This window comes from Mesorhizobium sp. WSM4828 (assembly GCF_055811175.1).
The window spans coordinates 24,275-41,686 of the sequence record NZ_JBVVQK010000014.1 but is presented as its reverse complement, the minus strand read 5'-3'; the positions used below and the strand labels follow the sequence as shown (position 1 = coordinate 41,686).

14 protein-coding genes are annotated in these 17,412 nt (G+C 59.9%); 10 read left to right on the top strand and 4 right to left on the bottom strand.

What is annotated here, in order from left to right:
• Positions 1-35: 35 nt before the first annotated feature.
• Positions 36-3,008 (bottom strand): trifunctional glycosyltransferase/class I SAM-dependent methyltransferase/polysaccharide deacetylase, encoded by a 2,973-nt coding sequence (locus AC0L2X_RS17545; protein WP_473600070.1) that lies wholly within the window; start codon positions 3,006-3,008, stop codon positions 36-38.
• 81 nt (positions 3,009-3,089) lie between these two features.
• A complete protein-coding gene (locus AC0L2X_RS17540) occupies positions 3,090-3,221 on the bottom strand; it encodes a glycosyltransferase (protein ID WP_292654299.1) in 132 nt (43 codons plus the stop codon).
• A gap of 400 nt (positions 3,222-3,621) precedes the next feature.
• On the opposite strand from AC0L2X_RS17540, the gene AC0L2X_RS17535 reads away from it, so the two are divergent.
• From AC0L2X_RS17535 to AC0L2X_RS17515, 5 genes are all read left to right on the top strand, one after another.
• Complete coding sequence (locus AC0L2X_RS17535; protein WP_352491708.1) at positions 3,622-4,287, top strand: DUF3450 domain-containing protein; 666 nt, start codon at positions 3,622-3,624, stop codon at positions 4,285-4,287.
• 7 nt (positions 4,288-4,294) lie between these two features.
• Complete coding sequence (locus AC0L2X_RS17530) at positions 4,295-6,952, top strand: OmpA family protein (protein ID WP_473600069.1); 2,658 nt, start codon at positions 4,295-4,297, stop codon at positions 6,950-6,952.
• Between the two features lie 16 nt (positions 6,953-6,968).
• On the top strand, positions 6,969-7,460 hold the full coding sequence (locus AC0L2X_RS17525; protein ID WP_352491706.1) for a Rab family GTPase: 492 nt from the start codon (positions 6,969-6,971) through the stop codon (positions 7,458-7,460).
• 3 nt (positions 7,461-7,463) lie between these two features.
• Positions 7,464-8,534, top strand: a complete 1,071-nt coding sequence (locus AC0L2X_RS17520) for an adenylate/guanylate cyclase domain-containing protein (protein ID WP_473553825.1) — start codon at positions 7,464-7,466, stop codon at positions 8,532-8,534.
• A gap of 384 nt (positions 8,535-8,918) precedes the next feature.
• Positions 8,919-11,144 carry a mechanosensitive ion channel family protein gene (locus AC0L2X_RS17515; protein ID WP_473600068.1) on the top strand — a complete coding sequence of 742 codons (2,226 nt, stop codon included), beginning with the start codon at positions 8,919-8,921 and terminating at the stop codon, positions 11,142-11,144.
• A 32-nt stretch (positions 11,145-11,176) separates the two neighbouring features.
• Here the strand turns inward: AC0L2X_RS17515 and AC0L2X_RS17510 are convergent, their stop codons facing one another.
• On the bottom strand, positions 11,177-12,073 hold the full coding sequence (locus AC0L2X_RS17510; RefSeq protein WP_473553821.1) for a LysR family transcriptional regulator: 897 nt from the start codon (positions 12,071-12,073) through the stop codon (positions 11,177-11,179).
• 272 nt (positions 12,074-12,345) lie between these two features.
• Between AC0L2X_RS17510 and AC0L2X_RS17505 the strand changes: the two genes are divergently transcribed.
• From AC0L2X_RS17505 to AC0L2X_RS17490, 4 genes are all read left to right on the top strand, one after another.
• Positions 12,346-13,080, top strand: coding sequence for an SDR family NAD(P)-dependent oxidoreductase (locus AC0L2X_RS17505; protein WP_473600067.1), 735 nt, complete (start codon positions 12,346-12,348; stop codon positions 13,078-13,080).
• Positions 13,081-13,182: 102 nt separating this feature from the next.
• Positions 13,183-13,782, top strand: a complete 600-nt coding sequence (locus AC0L2X_RS17500; RefSeq protein ID WP_473600066.1) for an NADPH-dependent F420 reductase — start codon at positions 13,183-13,185, stop codon at positions 13,780-13,782.
• 3 nt (positions 13,783-13,785) lie between these two features.
• The gene (locus AC0L2X_RS17495; RefSeq protein WP_473600065.1) at positions 13,786-14,289 is read left to right on the top strand and encodes an SRPBCC domain-containing protein; all 504 of its coding nucleotides are present in this window, start codon (positions 13,786-13,788) and stop codon (positions 14,287-14,289) included.
• 162 nt (positions 14,290-14,451) lie between these two features.
• Positions 14,452-15,264 carry an SDR family NAD(P)-dependent oxidoreductase gene (locus AC0L2X_RS17490; protein ID WP_473600064.1) on the top strand — a complete coding sequence of 271 codons (813 nt, stop codon included), beginning with the start codon at positions 14,452-14,454 and terminating at the stop codon, positions 15,262-15,264.
• Between the two features lie 117 nt (positions 15,265-15,381).
• Here the strand turns inward: AC0L2X_RS17490 and AC0L2X_RS17485 are convergent, their stop codons facing one another.
• Positions 15,382-16,293, bottom strand: coding sequence for a LysR family transcriptional regulator (locus AC0L2X_RS17485; protein ID WP_352491741.1), 912 nt, complete (start codon positions 16,291-16,293; stop codon positions 15,382-15,384).
• Positions 16,294-16,381: 88 nt separating this feature from the next.
• Between AC0L2X_RS17485 and AC0L2X_RS17480 the strand changes: the two genes are divergently transcribed.
• Positions 16,382-17,401, top strand: coding sequence for an NADP-dependent oxidoreductase (locus AC0L2X_RS17480; protein ID WP_473600134.1), 1,020 nt, complete (start codon positions 16,382-16,384; stop codon positions 17,399-17,401).
• Positions 17,402-17,412 lie beyond the last annotated feature (11 nt).

The following is a 17,412-nucleotide window of genomic DNA, read 5'->3' as shown; positions in this document are numbered from 1 at the left end:
CTTGTTACAAAACTAGACACTGACAAGTTCACCGTTCATGCGAGCACGGCCTCAACTTTGCCAACAAAGTCGTCGAGCGAGCGATCCCCGCGGATCTCGATGCGCGGAAGGTCGATGGGATCGCAATCGAGGTCCGCCGGCCCGTGTCTGCCGCCGAAGCCGATTCGATAGCCGCACTCCCTGGCCAGCCTGCCAAGCCGTCGGTCGGTGACAGAGAAGGGCGCTGCGAACGCCGTGGTTGGCCGACCGGTCCATCGTTCGATGAACATACGAGAGCGCAGGAGCTCGGCGGCCAAGTCAGAGCTCGACAGGCCATCGATCGCGCGATGCGTCGCCAGATGGCTTCCGAAGAACGCACCTTCGCCGGCGAGGCGTCGCACCGTCCCGGCGTCCATAAGCTGCGTCGGCGGGCCGCTGTAGGCGTCCCACTGTGCACTTTCACCCACCAAGTCCGTCACCAGGAACACTTCCGCGGTCAGGTCGTTCGCGCGCAAGGTCGGCCAGGCATGGTCGGCAAAGTTCTGGAAGCCGTCATCGAACGTGATGAGCACTGGGCGGCCTACGAAAGGCTGACGATTGGCTATGAACCATTCCAGCTGCTCGGACCTAATCGCGTGAAAGCCATTGGCGCGCAGCCATGCCATTTGGCTGGCGAATAAGGCGGGCGTGATCCGAAAACGGGCGAGCGCGGCCGGACCTTCATCGGAGACGCTGTGATACATGAGGACAGGGATACGCTGTCGCCGCTCGCTACGTGCGACGTCGCGGCGCAAGGCCCGCGCCCCGCCCCAGACGATATTTCGCGCGACCCCGATTTCGACGGGTGCGCGGATTGGCACATGATCTATCATCGGTTCCGTCGCCACGTCGCCTGGTGACAGGCGGCGGAAGCGGTCTATGCGGTAGAGCTCGGTCTGGATCGATTGCTCGAGGACGAGGCCGTCGGTCGCTGCCAGCGTCTCTGAGATCGCTTGTGCACCGAATGTGTTCCAGTCGAAGCCCGTCCTTTCAACATTGTCTCGTAGCACGAATGCGTGTGCGCTGATGAAACTGCCGCCAGGCGCCAACGCCTCAACGAGTTTTTTGGCGATGCGCCGCAACTCGGCGAGATCATCCAGGTAGTAGAGCGCTTCCGAACAGACGATCAGATCCATTTCGCCCGGCAGGGTGTCCGCAGAGAAATCCAGTACGCCGAACTCAACATTCGGCTGATCGCTGCATCGCGCGCGCGCCCGCCCGATGGCTACGGCGGAGATGTCAGTTGCGGTCAGATGGCCCACGCGCGGCGCCAGCTGCCGCGTGAAGTGGCCCTCCGCGCAGGCCAGCTCAAGCGCCCGTCCGATGGGACCGGCGGGCAGAATTTCGAGCTGCCGCTCATATTTTTCCTGCTCATAGGGCGAACCGTAGTTCCAGGGATCCTCGGTCGCGAAATGGCGATTCCAGAAAGACGTGCGATCATTGTCGCGCCCATCCTCGGCCCGTGCACGGCGCGGCGCTGCAAGAGGCTCTTTAGTTTCGGCGCTCGACCGAACCAGCGCCTGCGCTTCCGCGGCCAATCCCGCGAGTTTGCCGAAGTGGCTGTCCCGATCAGACCGGCGTCCCGCCATGGACAACAATGCCTCGGCTGCAAACATGTTTGACTTATCGGCACCGGCGCCCTTTTGCGGTGCATGTACGGGCGATCGCCTCGCAAGCCGCGCGGCACTGTGCACAAGCCGCTCAGGGGGCACGAAATTCAGGATCAATTCAATCCAATGACGCCTTGTCACGTTCCCGAGTATGCCGAACTGCACGAGAGCCTCGATCTGGCCATCCAGCATCAGATAGGCATAGATTTGATCTATTCCTTCCGGCACTTCGATCGAGGCCGGATTTCGCGCGTCGACACGAATTCCAAATGTCCGCGCCAGCCTGCGCGGCGCGGCAAGATCGTCGACATCGAGCAGCATTTGCTCAAGGTGATACTGGACGCGGCGAGCCGCGTCGGGATTGTTCCAGACCTTGCCGAGCTCGATGATCAGCTCGGTGAGGGAGCCGCCGAACCTGTCCCACCTGGCAGCCAATTGCGCTGGCACCGACAGGCTTCCTGTCATAAGGCCATCGACGGCCACCTTGGCGACCTCACGCGCCCACTTACGTCCTGCCGGGAGCGCGCGCAGGGATTGCGGGTTGATCGAGCGCGAGCCGCAGCCGCAATCTGACGCGGCGTTCCACAACGCGAACCACGCGAGCGCTTCGGAAGCGGTGCCGCCGTTCGCCAAAATCGCTCCATTGGCGTGTGCCGATGCCGGGTGTTTGACCCTGGGATCGGCGGAAAAGCCGCGAGCGATCACGATTTCGGCATCTGCCAGCATCTGCGCCGAATTGCGGCTGAGCGCGTTGGGGCTGGCCCGATAGAAAGCGAGCGGCTCGTCGACCATCACCCAATTTTTGCCCAGACGTGCGAGGCGCTGCCACAGATCCCAGTCCTCGCAGGTGCGCAGAGATACATCGAAACCGCCCAACTCGACAACTGTCTCCCGGTCGACCAGCAGCGCGTGAGTGCGGATAGCACACCGGCGGGCGAATGTTTCGAAGGGCTGGATCGCGACCTCCGTTGCGATGCTCGCCGGCGTGAGTTCGCCATCGGGCATCACGCGCTGGGAACCGCAATAGGCGGCTACTGCATCGGGAGCGGATTTCAGTGCGGCCAGCATTTTGGCAAGGAAGCTGGCATCCACCCAATCGTCCGCATCCAAAAACATAAGCCAGCGGCCGCGCGCTGTCGAAATCCCGCTATTGCGCGCGCCGGCGGGGCTATGCGCACAAGACCTCAACGTCCGAAATCGGGCATCGTGCTCTACATAACCGGCGATGATCGCGGGGGTGCGGTCCGTGGAGGCGTCGTCGACGATGATCGCCTCCCAATCCACTATTTCCTGATCGAGAAGGCACTCGAGAGCGCGCGCCAGCGTTACCTCCGCGTTGTGCGCAGGAACCACGATTGAAACCAAGGGATCATGCGCCACGCCGTCTTACCCGCGCCTGGTTCGAGGCAGAACAAGATGTGTTGATCTTTCTCGGGCGGAGGCCGTCACAATCGACGCCGATCAGTCCGTCGACCCATCGTCCATCACCACTATATCCAGTATCTGGCAGGTCTGCCGGCGGATGCCGGCAAGCGTTGCGCCGACGGTTTGCTCGGCATTGAACATCGGTACCACACCGCCTTGCGGTAGCATTGTCCTGGATCATCGAGCTTTCGTCTTCTTCGGCAAGAGTCGGCAAATGTCAAAACCGGATGACGGCATCGGCTGGCAGCATTGCCCTGTCAAGATAAGGGCGAATTAGAGGCGGGCAAAAAGACTTGAAGACAGGCCGAATGGCAAGCGCGCATGCCCGACGGCTTAGAGCGGAGGCCGATGCGCCGGGCATTCCTTTCGCGCATTTCATCTGCAAAGAGATGGTCGCGGGCGAAGACGCGAGCTGATCTGGATCGAGCCGCATGTCGAATCTACCCGAATGGGGACGTACGAACCGACTTAAGCCGAGAAGATTCCGGCTTGCGGGTCGGCAGTTTTGCTGGCAAGTTTACCAGTTGCTAAATTAGCGTGCGACAATGTTCAAAGGGAGGGGCATGGGATGGCCAAGGAATCTTCGAGTACCGCTTCTACGGCAAATAAAGCGGACGCAAATCTGATAAGTAATGCAGAAGGAAGCGGGCTGACCTTCATGGCGGGCCAGGCTCGCGAGAGCGGGGCCCCCGGCGACGCTGTAGGTGTCGACAAGATACGTGATCTGCTGTTCGGCAACCAGATGCAGGACTATGACCGCCGCTTTTCCAAGCTTGAAGAACGGGTCTTGCAGCGCTTCAAGGATGTCGAATCCGAGGCCAAGCGCAATCTTGAAATGTACGAGTCAAATGCAAAGAAGCAGGTCGACTCGCTTGCGGCGCAATTGCGGAACGAAAAAGACGCGCGAGCCGACGCCGACAAGGAGATTGATCGGAATCTTCGCGAGCAAAATCAGGCGCTCGAAAAGCAGGTGCGCGCGTTGTCGGATCAGTTGAGCGAGCTTGAGCGGGAAGTTGCGGACCGGATAAATCGAAACGATCATTTGCTGCGCGAGGAAATCAAGCAAAAGAATGAAAGCATTCAGATGCTGATGGAGAAAATGTTTTCTGATCTCGGCAACGTCAAGACCGACCGAAATCTTTTGGCTGGCCTGTTTGTCGAGGTTGCAAAATGTCTAAATCAGGATCCCGTCGGCAGCAAGAACAACTCGGAGCGTACGTGGAAAGTGAGTTGATCGGAACTTGACGTCGACCGTCGACCCAATCAGCCTTCCTCAAAGAGGAGCTTCGAACGATACAGAGATTGATCGCGAGGCTCTGGCTCGCCTTTTGATCGAAATTGCCCGGAATGTTGATCCGGACTATCGTGCGCGTCTCGACGGAATCCCAACCGCCGACCCTCGCATGGAAACGCTGCGCCAGTTGCTGGTCGGCCGCGAAATTTCGGAGCTTTCACGAGTTACGCACCTGCTCGACGAACCAGAGCAGCTTGCGGCCGCAGTGGGGGGCGTCCTCCCCAGTGCAGCCGCACGTGCGCCTCACGCGCAACTCGGAGAGGCCCTTGCGCCAGCTGTCGAGAGGGCCGTGCAACGGTCCATCCAGAAGAGCCCGCGTACGCTTACGGACATATTGTATCCGGTGTTTCTGCCGGCTATTCGCAAGTCGATCGGCGAAAAGATCGACCAAACCTTTCAGTCGCTGAATGAAACTTTAAGACATATATTTACCTGGCATGGGCTCAAGTGGAGACTTGAAGCTTGGAGAACAGGGGCAAGTTTCTCAGAAGTTGTTCTTAAGCATTCTCTTGTCTATCGTGTGGAACATGTCTTTCTCATCAATCGCAATTCCGGGCTTTTGATAGCGCACGTAACTGCTGATAATGCAACTAGCGAAGACCCTCAACTCATTTCTTCTATGCTTAGTGCAATTCAAGATTTTGTAAGGGACTCATTTAACGAGAAAGAACAGAGCGGCCTGGACACGATCCGCTTCGGGGAGCTTCGTCTCTGGTCGGAAGTTGGACCGTTTGCGACCTTGGTTGCGGTGATCCGGGGAAATCCGCCGGAGGAATTACATGAAATAATTCGCGATATATTGCTTCGCATCCATGATGAATACTCACAGGCTCTAGAGCAGTTTGACGGCGACAGTTCGCAGTTGGCCGGCGTAGAGACGGAGTTGCAGACCTGCGTTGAACTGAAGCAGGAGGAATCAAACCAGGGATTTCCGTGGCTGGTCTTGGCTGCAGTCCTGCTGGTTTTGATTCCCGCAGGCGGTTGGTTCTTTCTTTCCTGGCAAGCCGGGCAGCGGTGGCAGGCGTATGTGTCGCGACTGGAGGCCCAGCCGGGCATCATCGTTGCCGAACAAACGGCGAGGGGCGGATATTTCTATATTTCCGGCCTGAGAGACCCGCTTGCCGCCGACCCGCAGGCTCTGCTGTCCGGAACGCAGGTCGATCCCGCCCGCGTTCATTCGCAGTGGCAATTCTATCAGAGCCTCGATCCGAAGTTCGTGTTGAAGCGGTTAGCGGCGTCGCTGGCTCCGCCGGATTCAGTACGACTTTCGATCGTCAATGATCGCATCGTTGCCGAGGGTGAGGCTCCCGATACCTGGATAGATCGGGCGCGCGCAGCGGCCCGACAACTTTCGGCAGGCGGACCGGAATTCGACGTCTCCAAGGTTCGTGATGTGAGCCCCGAAGCACGCGCGGCGGAGCACTGGCAGACTTATGTGTCGCGACTGGAAGCCCAACCGGGCATCATCGTCGCCCAACAAACCGCGAGGGGCGGACATTTCTATATTGCCGGCCTGAGAGACCCGCTTGCCGCCGACCCGCAGTCGCTGTTGGCCGGAACGCAGGTCGATCCCGCTCGCGTTCATTCGCAGTGGCAATTCTATCAGAGCCTTGATCCGAAGTTCGTCCTGAAGCGGCTGATAGCGTCGCTGACCCCGCCGAAATCGGTTCGGCTTTCGATCGTCGAGGATCGCATCGTTGCCGAGGGTGAGGCTCCCGATACCTGGATAGATCGGGCGCGCGCAGCGGCCCGGCAGCTTTCGGCAGGCGGACCGGAATTCGACATCTCCAAGGTGCGTGATGTGAGCCCCGAAGCACGCGCGGCGGAGCACTGGCAGACTTATGTGTCGCGACTGGAGGCCCAAGCCGGAATCATTGTCGCCCAACAAACGGCGCGGGGCGGACATTTCTATATTTCCGGCCTGAGAGACCCGCAGGCCGCCGACCCGAAGGCTCTGCTGTCCGGAACAGGGGTCGATCCTGCTCGCGTTCATTCGCAGTGGCAATTCTATCAAAGCCTTGACCCGAAGTTCGTGGTGAAGCGGCTGATGGCGTCGCTGACTCCGCCGGATTCAGTACGGCTTTCGATCATCAAGGATCGCATCGTTGCCCAGGGTGAGGCTCCTGCCGCCTGGATAGATCGGGCGCGGGTCGCCGCCCAAGAGCTGTCCGCGGACGGACTCTCTCTAGAACTCTCCGAGCTGCGTGAGTTGACCCCTCCGCAACTCACTCATTTGAGGGAGGCTATTCAAGCGGTCAACATTTTCTTCGATTCTGGCAAGGCTGTACCGGGACCAGAGCAACTGCCGGTTCTCGACAATTTGGCGAACCAGTTGAAGCAATTGGCCAAGGACGCCCGCAACGCAGGCGTAACAGCACAGTTCATGTTGACCGGCCATTCGGACGAGACGGGCCGTGAAACGGCCAAATTGTCGATCAGCGCCGCGCGCGCGGAAACAGTTCGTGCGCTTCTCAAGAAGCGCGGCGTCGATCCGGAGTTGCTCTTGGTTCGCGGCGCGGGCACCTTTGAGCCAGCGGAGATTGAAAATAGCCGAACGGGGAACTCCGCCAACCGCAGAGTTTCGGTTACGGTAAACTTCCACTAGGGCGGAGCCCAGGAAATTGCAAAAGAAGATCTGCATGTTGGGCGGGTTCGCTGTCGGAAAGACGAGTCTCGTTCGCAGGTTTGTGCAAAGCATCTTTTCAGAAACCTACTTGACCACGGTGGGAGTGAAAATCGACAAGAAGAGTGTCGCATTCCCGGACAAAATCGTGGATCTGATTTTGTGGGATTTGGCCGGCGAAGACGATATCGGCTCATTCCGCGTCAGCTATGTGCGAGGTGCGAGCGGGCTCGTGCTTGTCGTCGATGGAACCCGCGCCGCTACTCTTGAAGTGGCGCTCACGTTGCGCGAGCGGGCCGAGGCTGAATTCGGCGCTATGCCGTTTGTATTGCTGTTCAACAAATCCGATCTGGCCGACCGGTGGGCAATATCGGATAGTGAAATTGACGAACTGAGGCAACTTGGATGGCAAATCTATCTAACAAGTGCGCTTTCGGGTGAACATGTTGATGATGCGTTTCGTCAGCTTGCTTCGATGGTTAGCAAATAGACCATGCACGAATTGCCACGAGAAGTCAGAAGCTGGATTTACGATTTCTTCTACAACGAGCACTCCGTCGCATATCTGAAAATCGACGCCCAGCTTTGCATAGCTGAGAAGGGCGGTAACGTTAAACATTACGGACTCTCATCAGTTCGCATAGGTAAGCCTGTTGCCGAGCAGCTTGAATTCATGGAAGGTTTGCTGCCCTGCCCGGAGCTTCCATATCATATGGCCATGGTCGAACTGCCCAGCGGGCGTGTCGCGGACCTCCATCTTTTTGCTGACAATGCCTGCGTGTGGCTGCTCTTTCTTGACGCCACTGCCGAACGCGACAATAGGCAGCGACTTCAACAGAAGGCTTATGAAATGACGCTCCTGCAAGAGAGGGAGCGTCAACTCAACGAGAAATTACAATCGATGAACGAGGCGTTGAGGGCGAGCCAAGAGGGATTGTCACGTGAATACCAGCGCGCCGAAGCCCTGCTCCTCAACATTCTTCCGGCGTCTATCGCGGAACGGCTAAAAGCGCACGAAGAAATTGCAGACAACTACGCAGAGGTGAGTGTGCTTTTTGCCGACATCGTCGGTTTTACGGAAAGAGCGCGGAACGTCGGAGCCGTGACGACGCTCGCTATTTTAAATTACTTCTTCAAGGCGGCGGATCTGCTCTCGGAGCGATACGGCTGCGAAAAGATCAAGACAATCGGCGATTGTGTGATGGTGGTCGCTGGCCTGCCCGCCGCGCGGTCCGATCATGCGGAAGCCCTTGCGCACTATGCACTTGAACTGCGGAAGGCGGTTAAGCTCGAACGCTTCGCAGGAGAACCGATAAGACTCAGAATTGGAATTCACTCAGGACCAATCGTGGCGGGCGTTATAGGCAAAAGGCGGTTTGCCTATGACCTATGGGGCGACACCGTTAATCTCGCCGCACGTATCCAAACGTCCGCGGAGCCCGATGAAATCCGTATTTCGGATGCAACTCATCAACTGCTTGGACCAAATTTTGCCTGCGATCCACTCGCGGAAACGGAATTGCGTGGTACAGGTCGTGTGCGAATGTGGCGGCTCCCGGCCTGATTTGCCGCATGGCAGTGCCGACCCTGGAGCGCATTGCATCTCAAGCAACATCATGGTTTCGAATGCCCGCAACGGTGCGGAAGCGGTCGACCGCCGAGCGACCGATGCCCAGTTCATATGACGGCTGGAGGCTGGGCCTAGGCCGGAATGCCCTCCCCCGGCGGCTAAGTAGACACCGCGAAGTAGCCGGCGTAACGCTCTGGTTCGGAACGATGACGTCTTGCACCGCAACATCGGTTTCTTCAAGGTAGGGCAACAACGGACATCGATGTCGTTGCTCGCCGATCTGACCGGAAGGTTAACAGCACGATGCCACGCATCACTCGACGATTGGGAGCCAGGGCCCTGGCGCGCCCGGCACGGCGTCTCGGAGACCTGACTGCGATGTTTGCCCTGATTGCCAGACCGCTCGTCGTTGGGATCGCCCTTTTGTTGGCTGGTCAGGCGCAGGCGCAGGCGCCGGCGACCGTCCCGCCTGAAAGGGTCAAACAGCTGTTCGAGCTTCTCGACGATCCGTCAGTGAAGGCCTGGGTGGCCGAACAGCGAAATCAGGACGCCGGGTCAACGGGAGCGCCTGCCAAGGCAGGAGCTTCGCCGACCAACGCATCGTCCGACGCCGTGGTCGCACCCGGCCAGATGAATACGATGGCATCCTCGACGCTCGATGGGATCAGGCATCATATCGAAAGAATCGTGCGAACTTTGCCCTTGCTGCCAGGCCAGTTCGCGCGCGTTCGGGCAGAGACGATGGAGGATATGTCCAGCAAGGGGTCTGCCGCCGTATTTGTGCTGATTGCGATGTTCATCGCTGCCGGCCTGGCACTCACCTGGGCAACGTACAAGCTCACCCGCCCATTTCGTCTTTGGATTATCGCGCAACCGAAGGATACGCCCGTCGGGCGAGCCAAGAAGATTGGTGGTCGCATGCTTTATTCCAGCATGCTGATCGTCTCTTTCGCACTGGGCAGCGCCGGCGCGTTCATGTTGTTCGACTGGCCAATGCTTATCCGCGAGATTGTACTGACATTTCTGATGGCGGCGGTCGTTACATGGGGTGTGCGCATGTACGTCATGGCCGTGCTCGTCCCTTCCTTCATGAACGTCGAGAACGCCGTCGAGGTTCGTGCTTTGCCGATCACCAACGAAGCGGCTGACCATTGGTCCTATTGGCTACCCCGGATCGTCGGCGTCTTCGCCTTCTTCGGCGCCGCGTTTATCCTCTTGCCAGGTCTCGGCATCGATCAGGACGGAATGATGGTCCTGTCACTGGGCGCCGATTTCGTGCTGCTGTTGCTCCTGCTGCTCGCCATTTGGCGTCGGCCAAGAACGCAGCGAGACGGTGCGCGCCACATCGGTCACACGGAAGCGACATGGCTCTTGACTGCTTATTTCGTCGTCCTGTTCCTGCAGCGCATCGCCGGCCTTTATACATACTTCTGGTTTACCTTCGCCGCATTCTTCCTGCCTTTGGCAATCGTGATGACGCAGCGCGGGGTTAATTTCGTTCTGCGGCCAGGTTCGGAAGATGTCGGCCGGCCTACGATCCCGGCGGTGACGATCGCTGTCATCGATCGCGGAATCCGAATGATTTTCATCCTGGCGGCGGCTTACCTTCTCGCACGTATCTGGGGTCTGGACATGCAATCCATGCGGGACAGCGATACGACGACGACGTTCATATTGCGCGGCTTGATCAATGTCGTGGTCATTGCCCTCGCAGCCGATTTCGGCTGGTCGATCATCAAAGCTTTGATCGAACGAAAGCTGGGCATTGAAACACCGCACCCTGTGATCAGCGACGAGGACGTCCCGATTCTCGATCCGCAGCAGGCGCGGCTGCACACGCTCTTGCCGATCCTCCAGAACATTCTGCTCGCATCGATCATCGTGATGGCGGTGCTTATGATGCTCGCCTCGCTCGGTATCCAGATCGGCCCGTTGATCGCCGGCGCTGGCGTCGTCGGCGTCGCCGTGGGCTTTGGGGCACAAACCATCGTCAAGGACGTCATTTCAGGCGTGTTTTTTCTGCTCGACGATGCATTTCGCGTTGGCGAATACATTTCATCGGGCAACTACAAGGGTACCGTGGAAAGCTTTTCGCTGCGCTCGGTGAAGCTGCGCCACCATCGTGGTCCGCTGTTCACGATACCTTTCGGTGAACTCGGGGCAGTCCAGAACCAGAGCCGTGACTGGGTTATCGACAAATTCAACATCACCGTTGGTTATGACACCGATATCGACTTCGCTCGCAAGCTGATCAAGCGGATCGGCCTCGAACTGGCGGAAGATCCCGAGTTCAAACACTGGGTGCTCGACCCGATCAAGATGCAGGGCGTACAGGAGTTCGGCGAATACGGCATCGTGTTGAGGGTCAAGGCCACAACCAAACCGGGAGGCGCCTTCGGTATGAAACGCAAGTTCTATGTACGCCTCCGCCAAGTCTTCAAGGAGCAGGGCATCGAACTCCCATTTCCGACCGTCCAGGTCCAGGGGCTACAGAACCCACATGGGCCAGAGAATGCGCCGTTGGAGATCACACCCGAGTTGAAAATGGCCGTCGCGCAGTCGCACACTATCCGGCGCAGAAAAAAAGCTAGCACCACGGAGTAGTCGAGACAGCGCCATCGGCGACCTGCCGCGCGTCAGCCGCGCGATATGGACAGCCCCGCGAGGAGCGGCGCGTACGCGGCGAGCCTGCGGGATACGAACTCTGTGAAGAGCCGCACGCGCTTGGTCTTGCGTGTCTCCCCCTGCGTGAGAAGCCAGAGCGTTCCATGCATGTGCAGATCGGTGCCCGGCACCCTCACCAGTAGGGGGTCGGCATCGCCAACGAAGCACGGCAGCGTGGTCATCCCGAGCCCCTGCCGTACAGCAGCGATCTGCGCCTCGCCGTCCGTGGTCCTGAATGGAACCCCCGTGGTGCGAACCTCGCCGTCGCTGGCCCAATCCGGAATGCCATGAATGCTTATAACGATCCACCGAATGGAACCAGGCGCGCCCGCACGCCACGCGGCTAGTCGATCGCGGGACATGTAGACGCCGCCGAACAGTACCGGCCCCTTCAGGCCGTGAAGATTGAGCGGCAGGGTTTTGCGGTCGTAGACGACGCGGATCGCGACGTCGGCCTCTCGGTTGGTCAGATTTGCCAGCTCGCCGGACGACAAAATTTCCATCTCGATGTCCGGATGCAGACGCGCGAAATCGGCGAAGTCCGGCATGAGCAGGTGTGTCGCGAGGGACGGCGCCAGCGTCACCCGCAGAAGCCCGCGCACGCTCTGGTCGCGACCGAAGACGCGCGTCTCCAGCTGGTGCGACGACGCTTCCATCTGGTTCGCGAGCTCGATGACCTCCTCGCCCGCAGCCGTCAGGCGGTAGCCCGAAGGCCGCTTTTCGAACATCTGCGCCCCGAGGCGTTCCTCGAGCTGAGCGATGCGTCGCAACACGGTCGAGTGATTCACGCCGAGGCGCTCGGCGGCAGCCCGCACCGAGCCTCCGCGCGCGACGGCAAGAAAGTAGCGAACGTCATCCCAGTCGATCATGGTGCAATCCGGCACCGCGCGGTGCGCCTTCCAAAGCCTGTATCTAACACATCGAACAGCATCTCGTTGTTGGTAACACAGGCGGTCATCATAGCCTATGTCGACGGCGCGGCGTCCCAGAACGGCGGACATCGATCGTCGCGGCTGGCGTCCCGCCGGATCGATTTTGCACCACCGATGTGCGTGCTTGCTCACTCAACAACTGACGCCGGCGGACCCATTTCGAGGTTCTCGGACGCAGATGCCGTCCCGACAACACTAAAGGAGAAGTCATGGGAAAGCTTGAGGGTAAGATTGCAGTCATCACGGGTGGATCGAGCGGCATGGCGCTGGCGAGCGCCAGGCGGTTCGTTGAAGAAGGCGCCTATGTTTTCATCACGGGCCGGAGACAGGAGGTCCTGGACGAGGCCGTCAAGCTGATCGGCCGGAACGTGACCGGCGTGCGCGGCGACGCGGCCAATCTAGACGACCTCGACCGCCTGTTCGATACAGTCAAGCAGGAAAAGGGCAGGATCGACATCCTGTACGCGAGCGCCGGCACGGGCGAAGCCGTCCCACTGGGCGAGATTACCGAGCAGCATTTCGATGCGACCTTCGGCCTGAATACGCGCGGCACGCTGTTTACGGTTCAGAAGGCGTTGCCGCTGTTCAACGACGGCGGATCGATCTTCATGACCGGGTCAGTTGCTTCGATCAAAGGTTTTCCTGGTTACAGCGTGTATGCGGCGAGCAAGGCGGCGCTGCACGCATTCGCACGCGGTTGGCTCAACGAACTCAAGGGCAGGAATATCCGGGTGAACGTGCTGCACCCGGGGCCGATCGCCACACCGATGCAGGACCAAATTCTCACTGAAGAAGCGAAGCAGATGTTCGAATCCCTGATCCCGCGGGGAAAGATGGGGCGTCCTGAGGAAATTGCGGCGGCCGCGGTGTTTCTTGCTTCAGGCGATTCGAGCTTCGTGAATGGGGTGGAGTTGTCTGTCGACGGCGGCTTCTCGGCCATCTGAAATCGCGTCACCGCAGGACCTCTACGCGGTCGCCACAGCGGACCGGATAGCCCAGCGCCCTTGAAGGCCGCGTACCAATATAAAAACAAATCGGAGAAGATTATGAGCTACGCAATTGTAGGATTCGGTAAGATAGGCCAGGCCCTCGCCCACGCCTTCGCCCGTAAAAACATCGACGTGACCGTCGCGAGCCGCCGTCCGCCCGAGGCGTTGGCGCCGCAGGCTCGGGCGATTGGACCCACGATCGTCACCAAGTCGCTGCGGGATGCACTCGAGGCCGACACGATCATCCTGGCGGTCCCGTTCGGGGAGCACCGCGAGGTTGCGAAAGCCCTGCCGAGCTGGGAAGGCAAGACGGTCATCGACGCGATGAACCTCTTTCCGGTCCCTGAAGAGCTGGACGGTCTCCCGTCCTCCGCTTTCGTCGCGAAGGCGTTCACCGGCGCCAAGTTCGTGAAAGGGTTCAATCACCTGATTGCGGCCACCCTGGCTGCCGATCCGATCGTCGAGGGCGGCCACCGGGTCGTCTTTCTGTCGAGCGACGACGAGGACGCGATCGCTCCCGTGGCGGCCTTGGCCAAACAACTCGGGTTCGCACCCGTCAAGCTGGGAAAGCTCAACGAGGGTGGCGTGCTGGTGCACGCACGCGGCCGCACCTGGGGCCAGCTCATCTTCCAGGATTTGTTCAAGAAGGAGCAGTGACCGATGTATGACCACGTGATTTGGCCCGAGCGATATGATCCGAAAACGTCGGCTATCTACGCACTCAACGACATTGACGTGAAGGCGCCGCCTGACGTGGTCTGGAAGCTGCTGGTCGATGCCGAGAATTGGTCGAGCTACTTTCCCGCCGAAAATCAGGTCAAGATCCTGACCGGCAAGCCGGAACTGGCGCTTGAAACCAGATACAGCCGGGTGACGGTTGGCTTTCCGATGAGTCTGGTCGTGACGGAGTGGGAACCCTTCCGCAGGCTCGCGTGGGCGACGACCGTCGATGGCGACGAGACCGGCTCGAGCGCATACCACGGCTGGGTCATCACCCCTACGGTCGATGGCTGCCATGTGCTGACCGAAGAAACGCAGCAGGGCCCTTGGTTCGTTGAGGAACTCGGGCGCAAGCATCCCGGTGCACTCTACCGCTATCACCAGGAATGGGTCGAAAGCCTCGCCCGCGCTGCGGAGGCGGAAGTGGTAAGCAAGGCAACTTGATGCGCGTGTCTTGAGGCTTGGCCCGTTGCTTGGGCCGCAACGCTTTCGACCGAACAGTACTGGGCCTGCCTTCGTCCGAATATTGTCGGTACTCAACAGACGACGGGCGCTTCCAGCCTGGATCGGCGGATGATCACCCACCTACCATTGGAGATAAATGATATGAATATTGAACTCAGGGGCCGCAAGGCGATTGTCACCGGATCCACCGCCGGTATCGGCCGCGCGACGGCGGAGGGGTTGGCCCGTGCCGGTGCATCGGTCGTCGTCAACGGCCGTGGGAATACCCGGGTCGACGAGGCGGTGCGGCAGATGCGGCAGGCCTTTCCCGGAAGCGACATCTCGGGCATCGCCGCCGATCTTGCGACAGCGGAGGGCGCCGAGGCCTTGATCGCGCAGGCGCCGGACGCCGATATACTTGTGAACAATGTTGGTACGGCTCACATCCGGAGCTACAGTGGCGTCGAGGACATCGCGAAGATCCCCGACGAAGACTGGCTTGGCCTCTTCCAGTTAAACGTAATGAGTGGCGTGCGCGTGACCCGTCATTACCTGCCGCGGATGGTGGCGAAGGGCTGGGGCCGTGTCGTGTTTGTAAGTAGCGAGTCCGCAGTCAACATCCCCAAGGAAATGCTCGACTACGGCATGACCAAGACCGCTCAACTCGCGGTGTCGCGCGGGCTCGCCGAGGCGGTCGCGGGCACGGGTGTCACAATCAACGCCGTCCTGCCGGGACCTACCCGCTCTGAGATCCTGGGCGACTTCATGGCGAAGCAGGCTGACGCAAACGGAATCACGCAGCAGGAGGCCGAACAGGGCTTCTTGAAGGCGATGCGTCCGACCACCCTCATCCAACGCTTCGCGACCACCGATGAGGTGGCCAACATGATCATCTACGCATGCTCGGAGCAGGCTTCGGCGACAACCGGCGCGGCTTTGCGGGTGGATGGCGGCGTGGTCCGCTTCGTCGCGTAGCTGCCGAGACGGTTAAGGCGCCAATGGCGCCGACCAGCGGACGGTCGACACCAGCGGCTGAGCGTCCCTTGAGTTTCTCCTGCCCGGTGTCTTCAGGGGGAATGCTGGCCGTGACCTTCACCTGTTTCTCGACACACCCTGCAACAGGTCGAGGAAGGCGCGCACAGCGGGATTGGCGCGCCGGCTCTCCGGCCAGACCGCCGTGATATTGTGCCGCTCGACCGCATGGTTGGAAAGCACCGGCACCAATTCGCTGCGCGCGACATGGGGCGCCGCTATGAAGTTTGCGCTGATGCCGATGCCGCCGCCTGCAACCAGCGTTGCGATCAGAGCTTCGCTCGCATCCACGACAATGCCGGATGGAGGCATGATTTCGATTTCGCGATCGCCGACACGGAAAGGCCAGCGCAACACTTGGCCGCTGCTTTGATAGCGCAGGGTCACAGTGTCGTGTCCTTCCAGTTCGTCCGGATGCAAAGGAGTGCCCCGTGCGGCCAGATAGGCTGGCGACGCGAAGCAGCAGAGCCAATGCGGTGCGAACTGGCGCGACAACAGCCGCGAGTCAGCGAGATCGCCGATCCGCACCGCAATGTCGATTCGCTCTTCAATGATATCGACGAACTGGTCGCTCAAGCGAAGGTCGACTGCGACCTTGGGGTGCAGCCGGCGAAAACTCGGCAGTGTGGGTGCGATCATATGGATGCCGATCGGCAGTGAGGTGGCGATCCGCAGAGTGCCTGACGGTTCCGAGCGCGCCATCGTCGCCATCTGCTCGATCTCCTCTGCTTCGCGCAGCAGCCTAAGCGCGCGCTCATGCAGGTCGCGCCCTTCTGGTGTGAGGGTCAGCGAGCGGGTCGTGCGGGTAATGAGGGATATGCCCAGGTTCTGCTCCAGCCGCTGGATGCTTTTGCTGATAGCTGAGGGCGAAATCGACAAGGATCGGGCGGCCGCGGTGAAGCTGCCCATCGACCCGACACGGGCAAAGGCGATCAGCCCCGTTAGCCTTTCAAGTGCTATTTGTTCCCTCATGGAATTACTAAAGCGAATTCGAGCACAATTATCAATCTTGTACGATTTGACTACATCACGTTCAACCTTGGACACACCTAACGGCGTGATGATGAGCGATGTGATGAAAGCAGTCCGTCTGCACGAGTTCGGCGGTCCAGACTTATTGCGCTACGAGAATGCGCCCCGCCCCGCTGCGACGCCGGGTGAGGTTCTGGTCCGGGTCCACGCGGTCGGCCTCAATCCGCCGGACTGGTATCTGCGGGATGGCTACCGGTCGCTCCCTCCGGAGTGGCAACCTTATCCCGCCTTTCCGCTGATCCTCGGATCGGACATGTCGGGCGTTGTCGAGGCTGTCGCCAGCGACGTGCGGGGCGTTGGCGTCGGCGACGAAGTCTACGCCATGGTGCGTTTCCCAGAGCATGTCATGGAAGGCAGCAAAGCCTATGCCGAGTATGTCAGCGTGCCAGCTTCGCAGCTGGCGCGGAAACCAGCCAACATCAATCATGTCCATGCGGCCGGCGCGCCCATGTCGCTGCTTACCGCCTGGCAGTTCCTGATCGAGTTGGGTCACGACGAACCCAACCCGTTCCAATCGTTCACGCATGTGCCGGTGCCCCTTGAGGGCAAGACGGTTCTCGTCAACGGCGCCGGAGGTGGCGTCGGGCACTTGGCCGTGCAACTCGCAAAATGGAAGGGTGCGCGTGTCATTGCCGTGGCATCGGGCAAGAATCGGGGTCTGATGGGCGACCTCGGCATCGATCAATTCATCGATTACACCAGAACGTCGGCCGACGAGGTCGTGCGCGATGTTGATCTCGTCCTTGATGCCGTCGGCGGTCCGAACACCGGCCGCTTCCTCCGCACCTTGAAGCGGGGTGGTGCCCTGCTACCGGTGTACCCGCTTGGCTTTACCGGCCACGACGAAGCCGAAACACGTGGTATCACGGTTTCGACCACGCAGGTCCGTTCGAATGGCGCACAACTAGCGCAAGCCTCTCGCCTGCTGGACGATGGCACCGTCCGCATCGTCATTGACAGCACGTTCCCCCTCGCCGAGGCGGCAAAAGCACACGAGCGCGCCGCTCGCGGGAACATCCAGGGAAAGATCGTCCTGACCGTTGCATAATCGAAAGGATG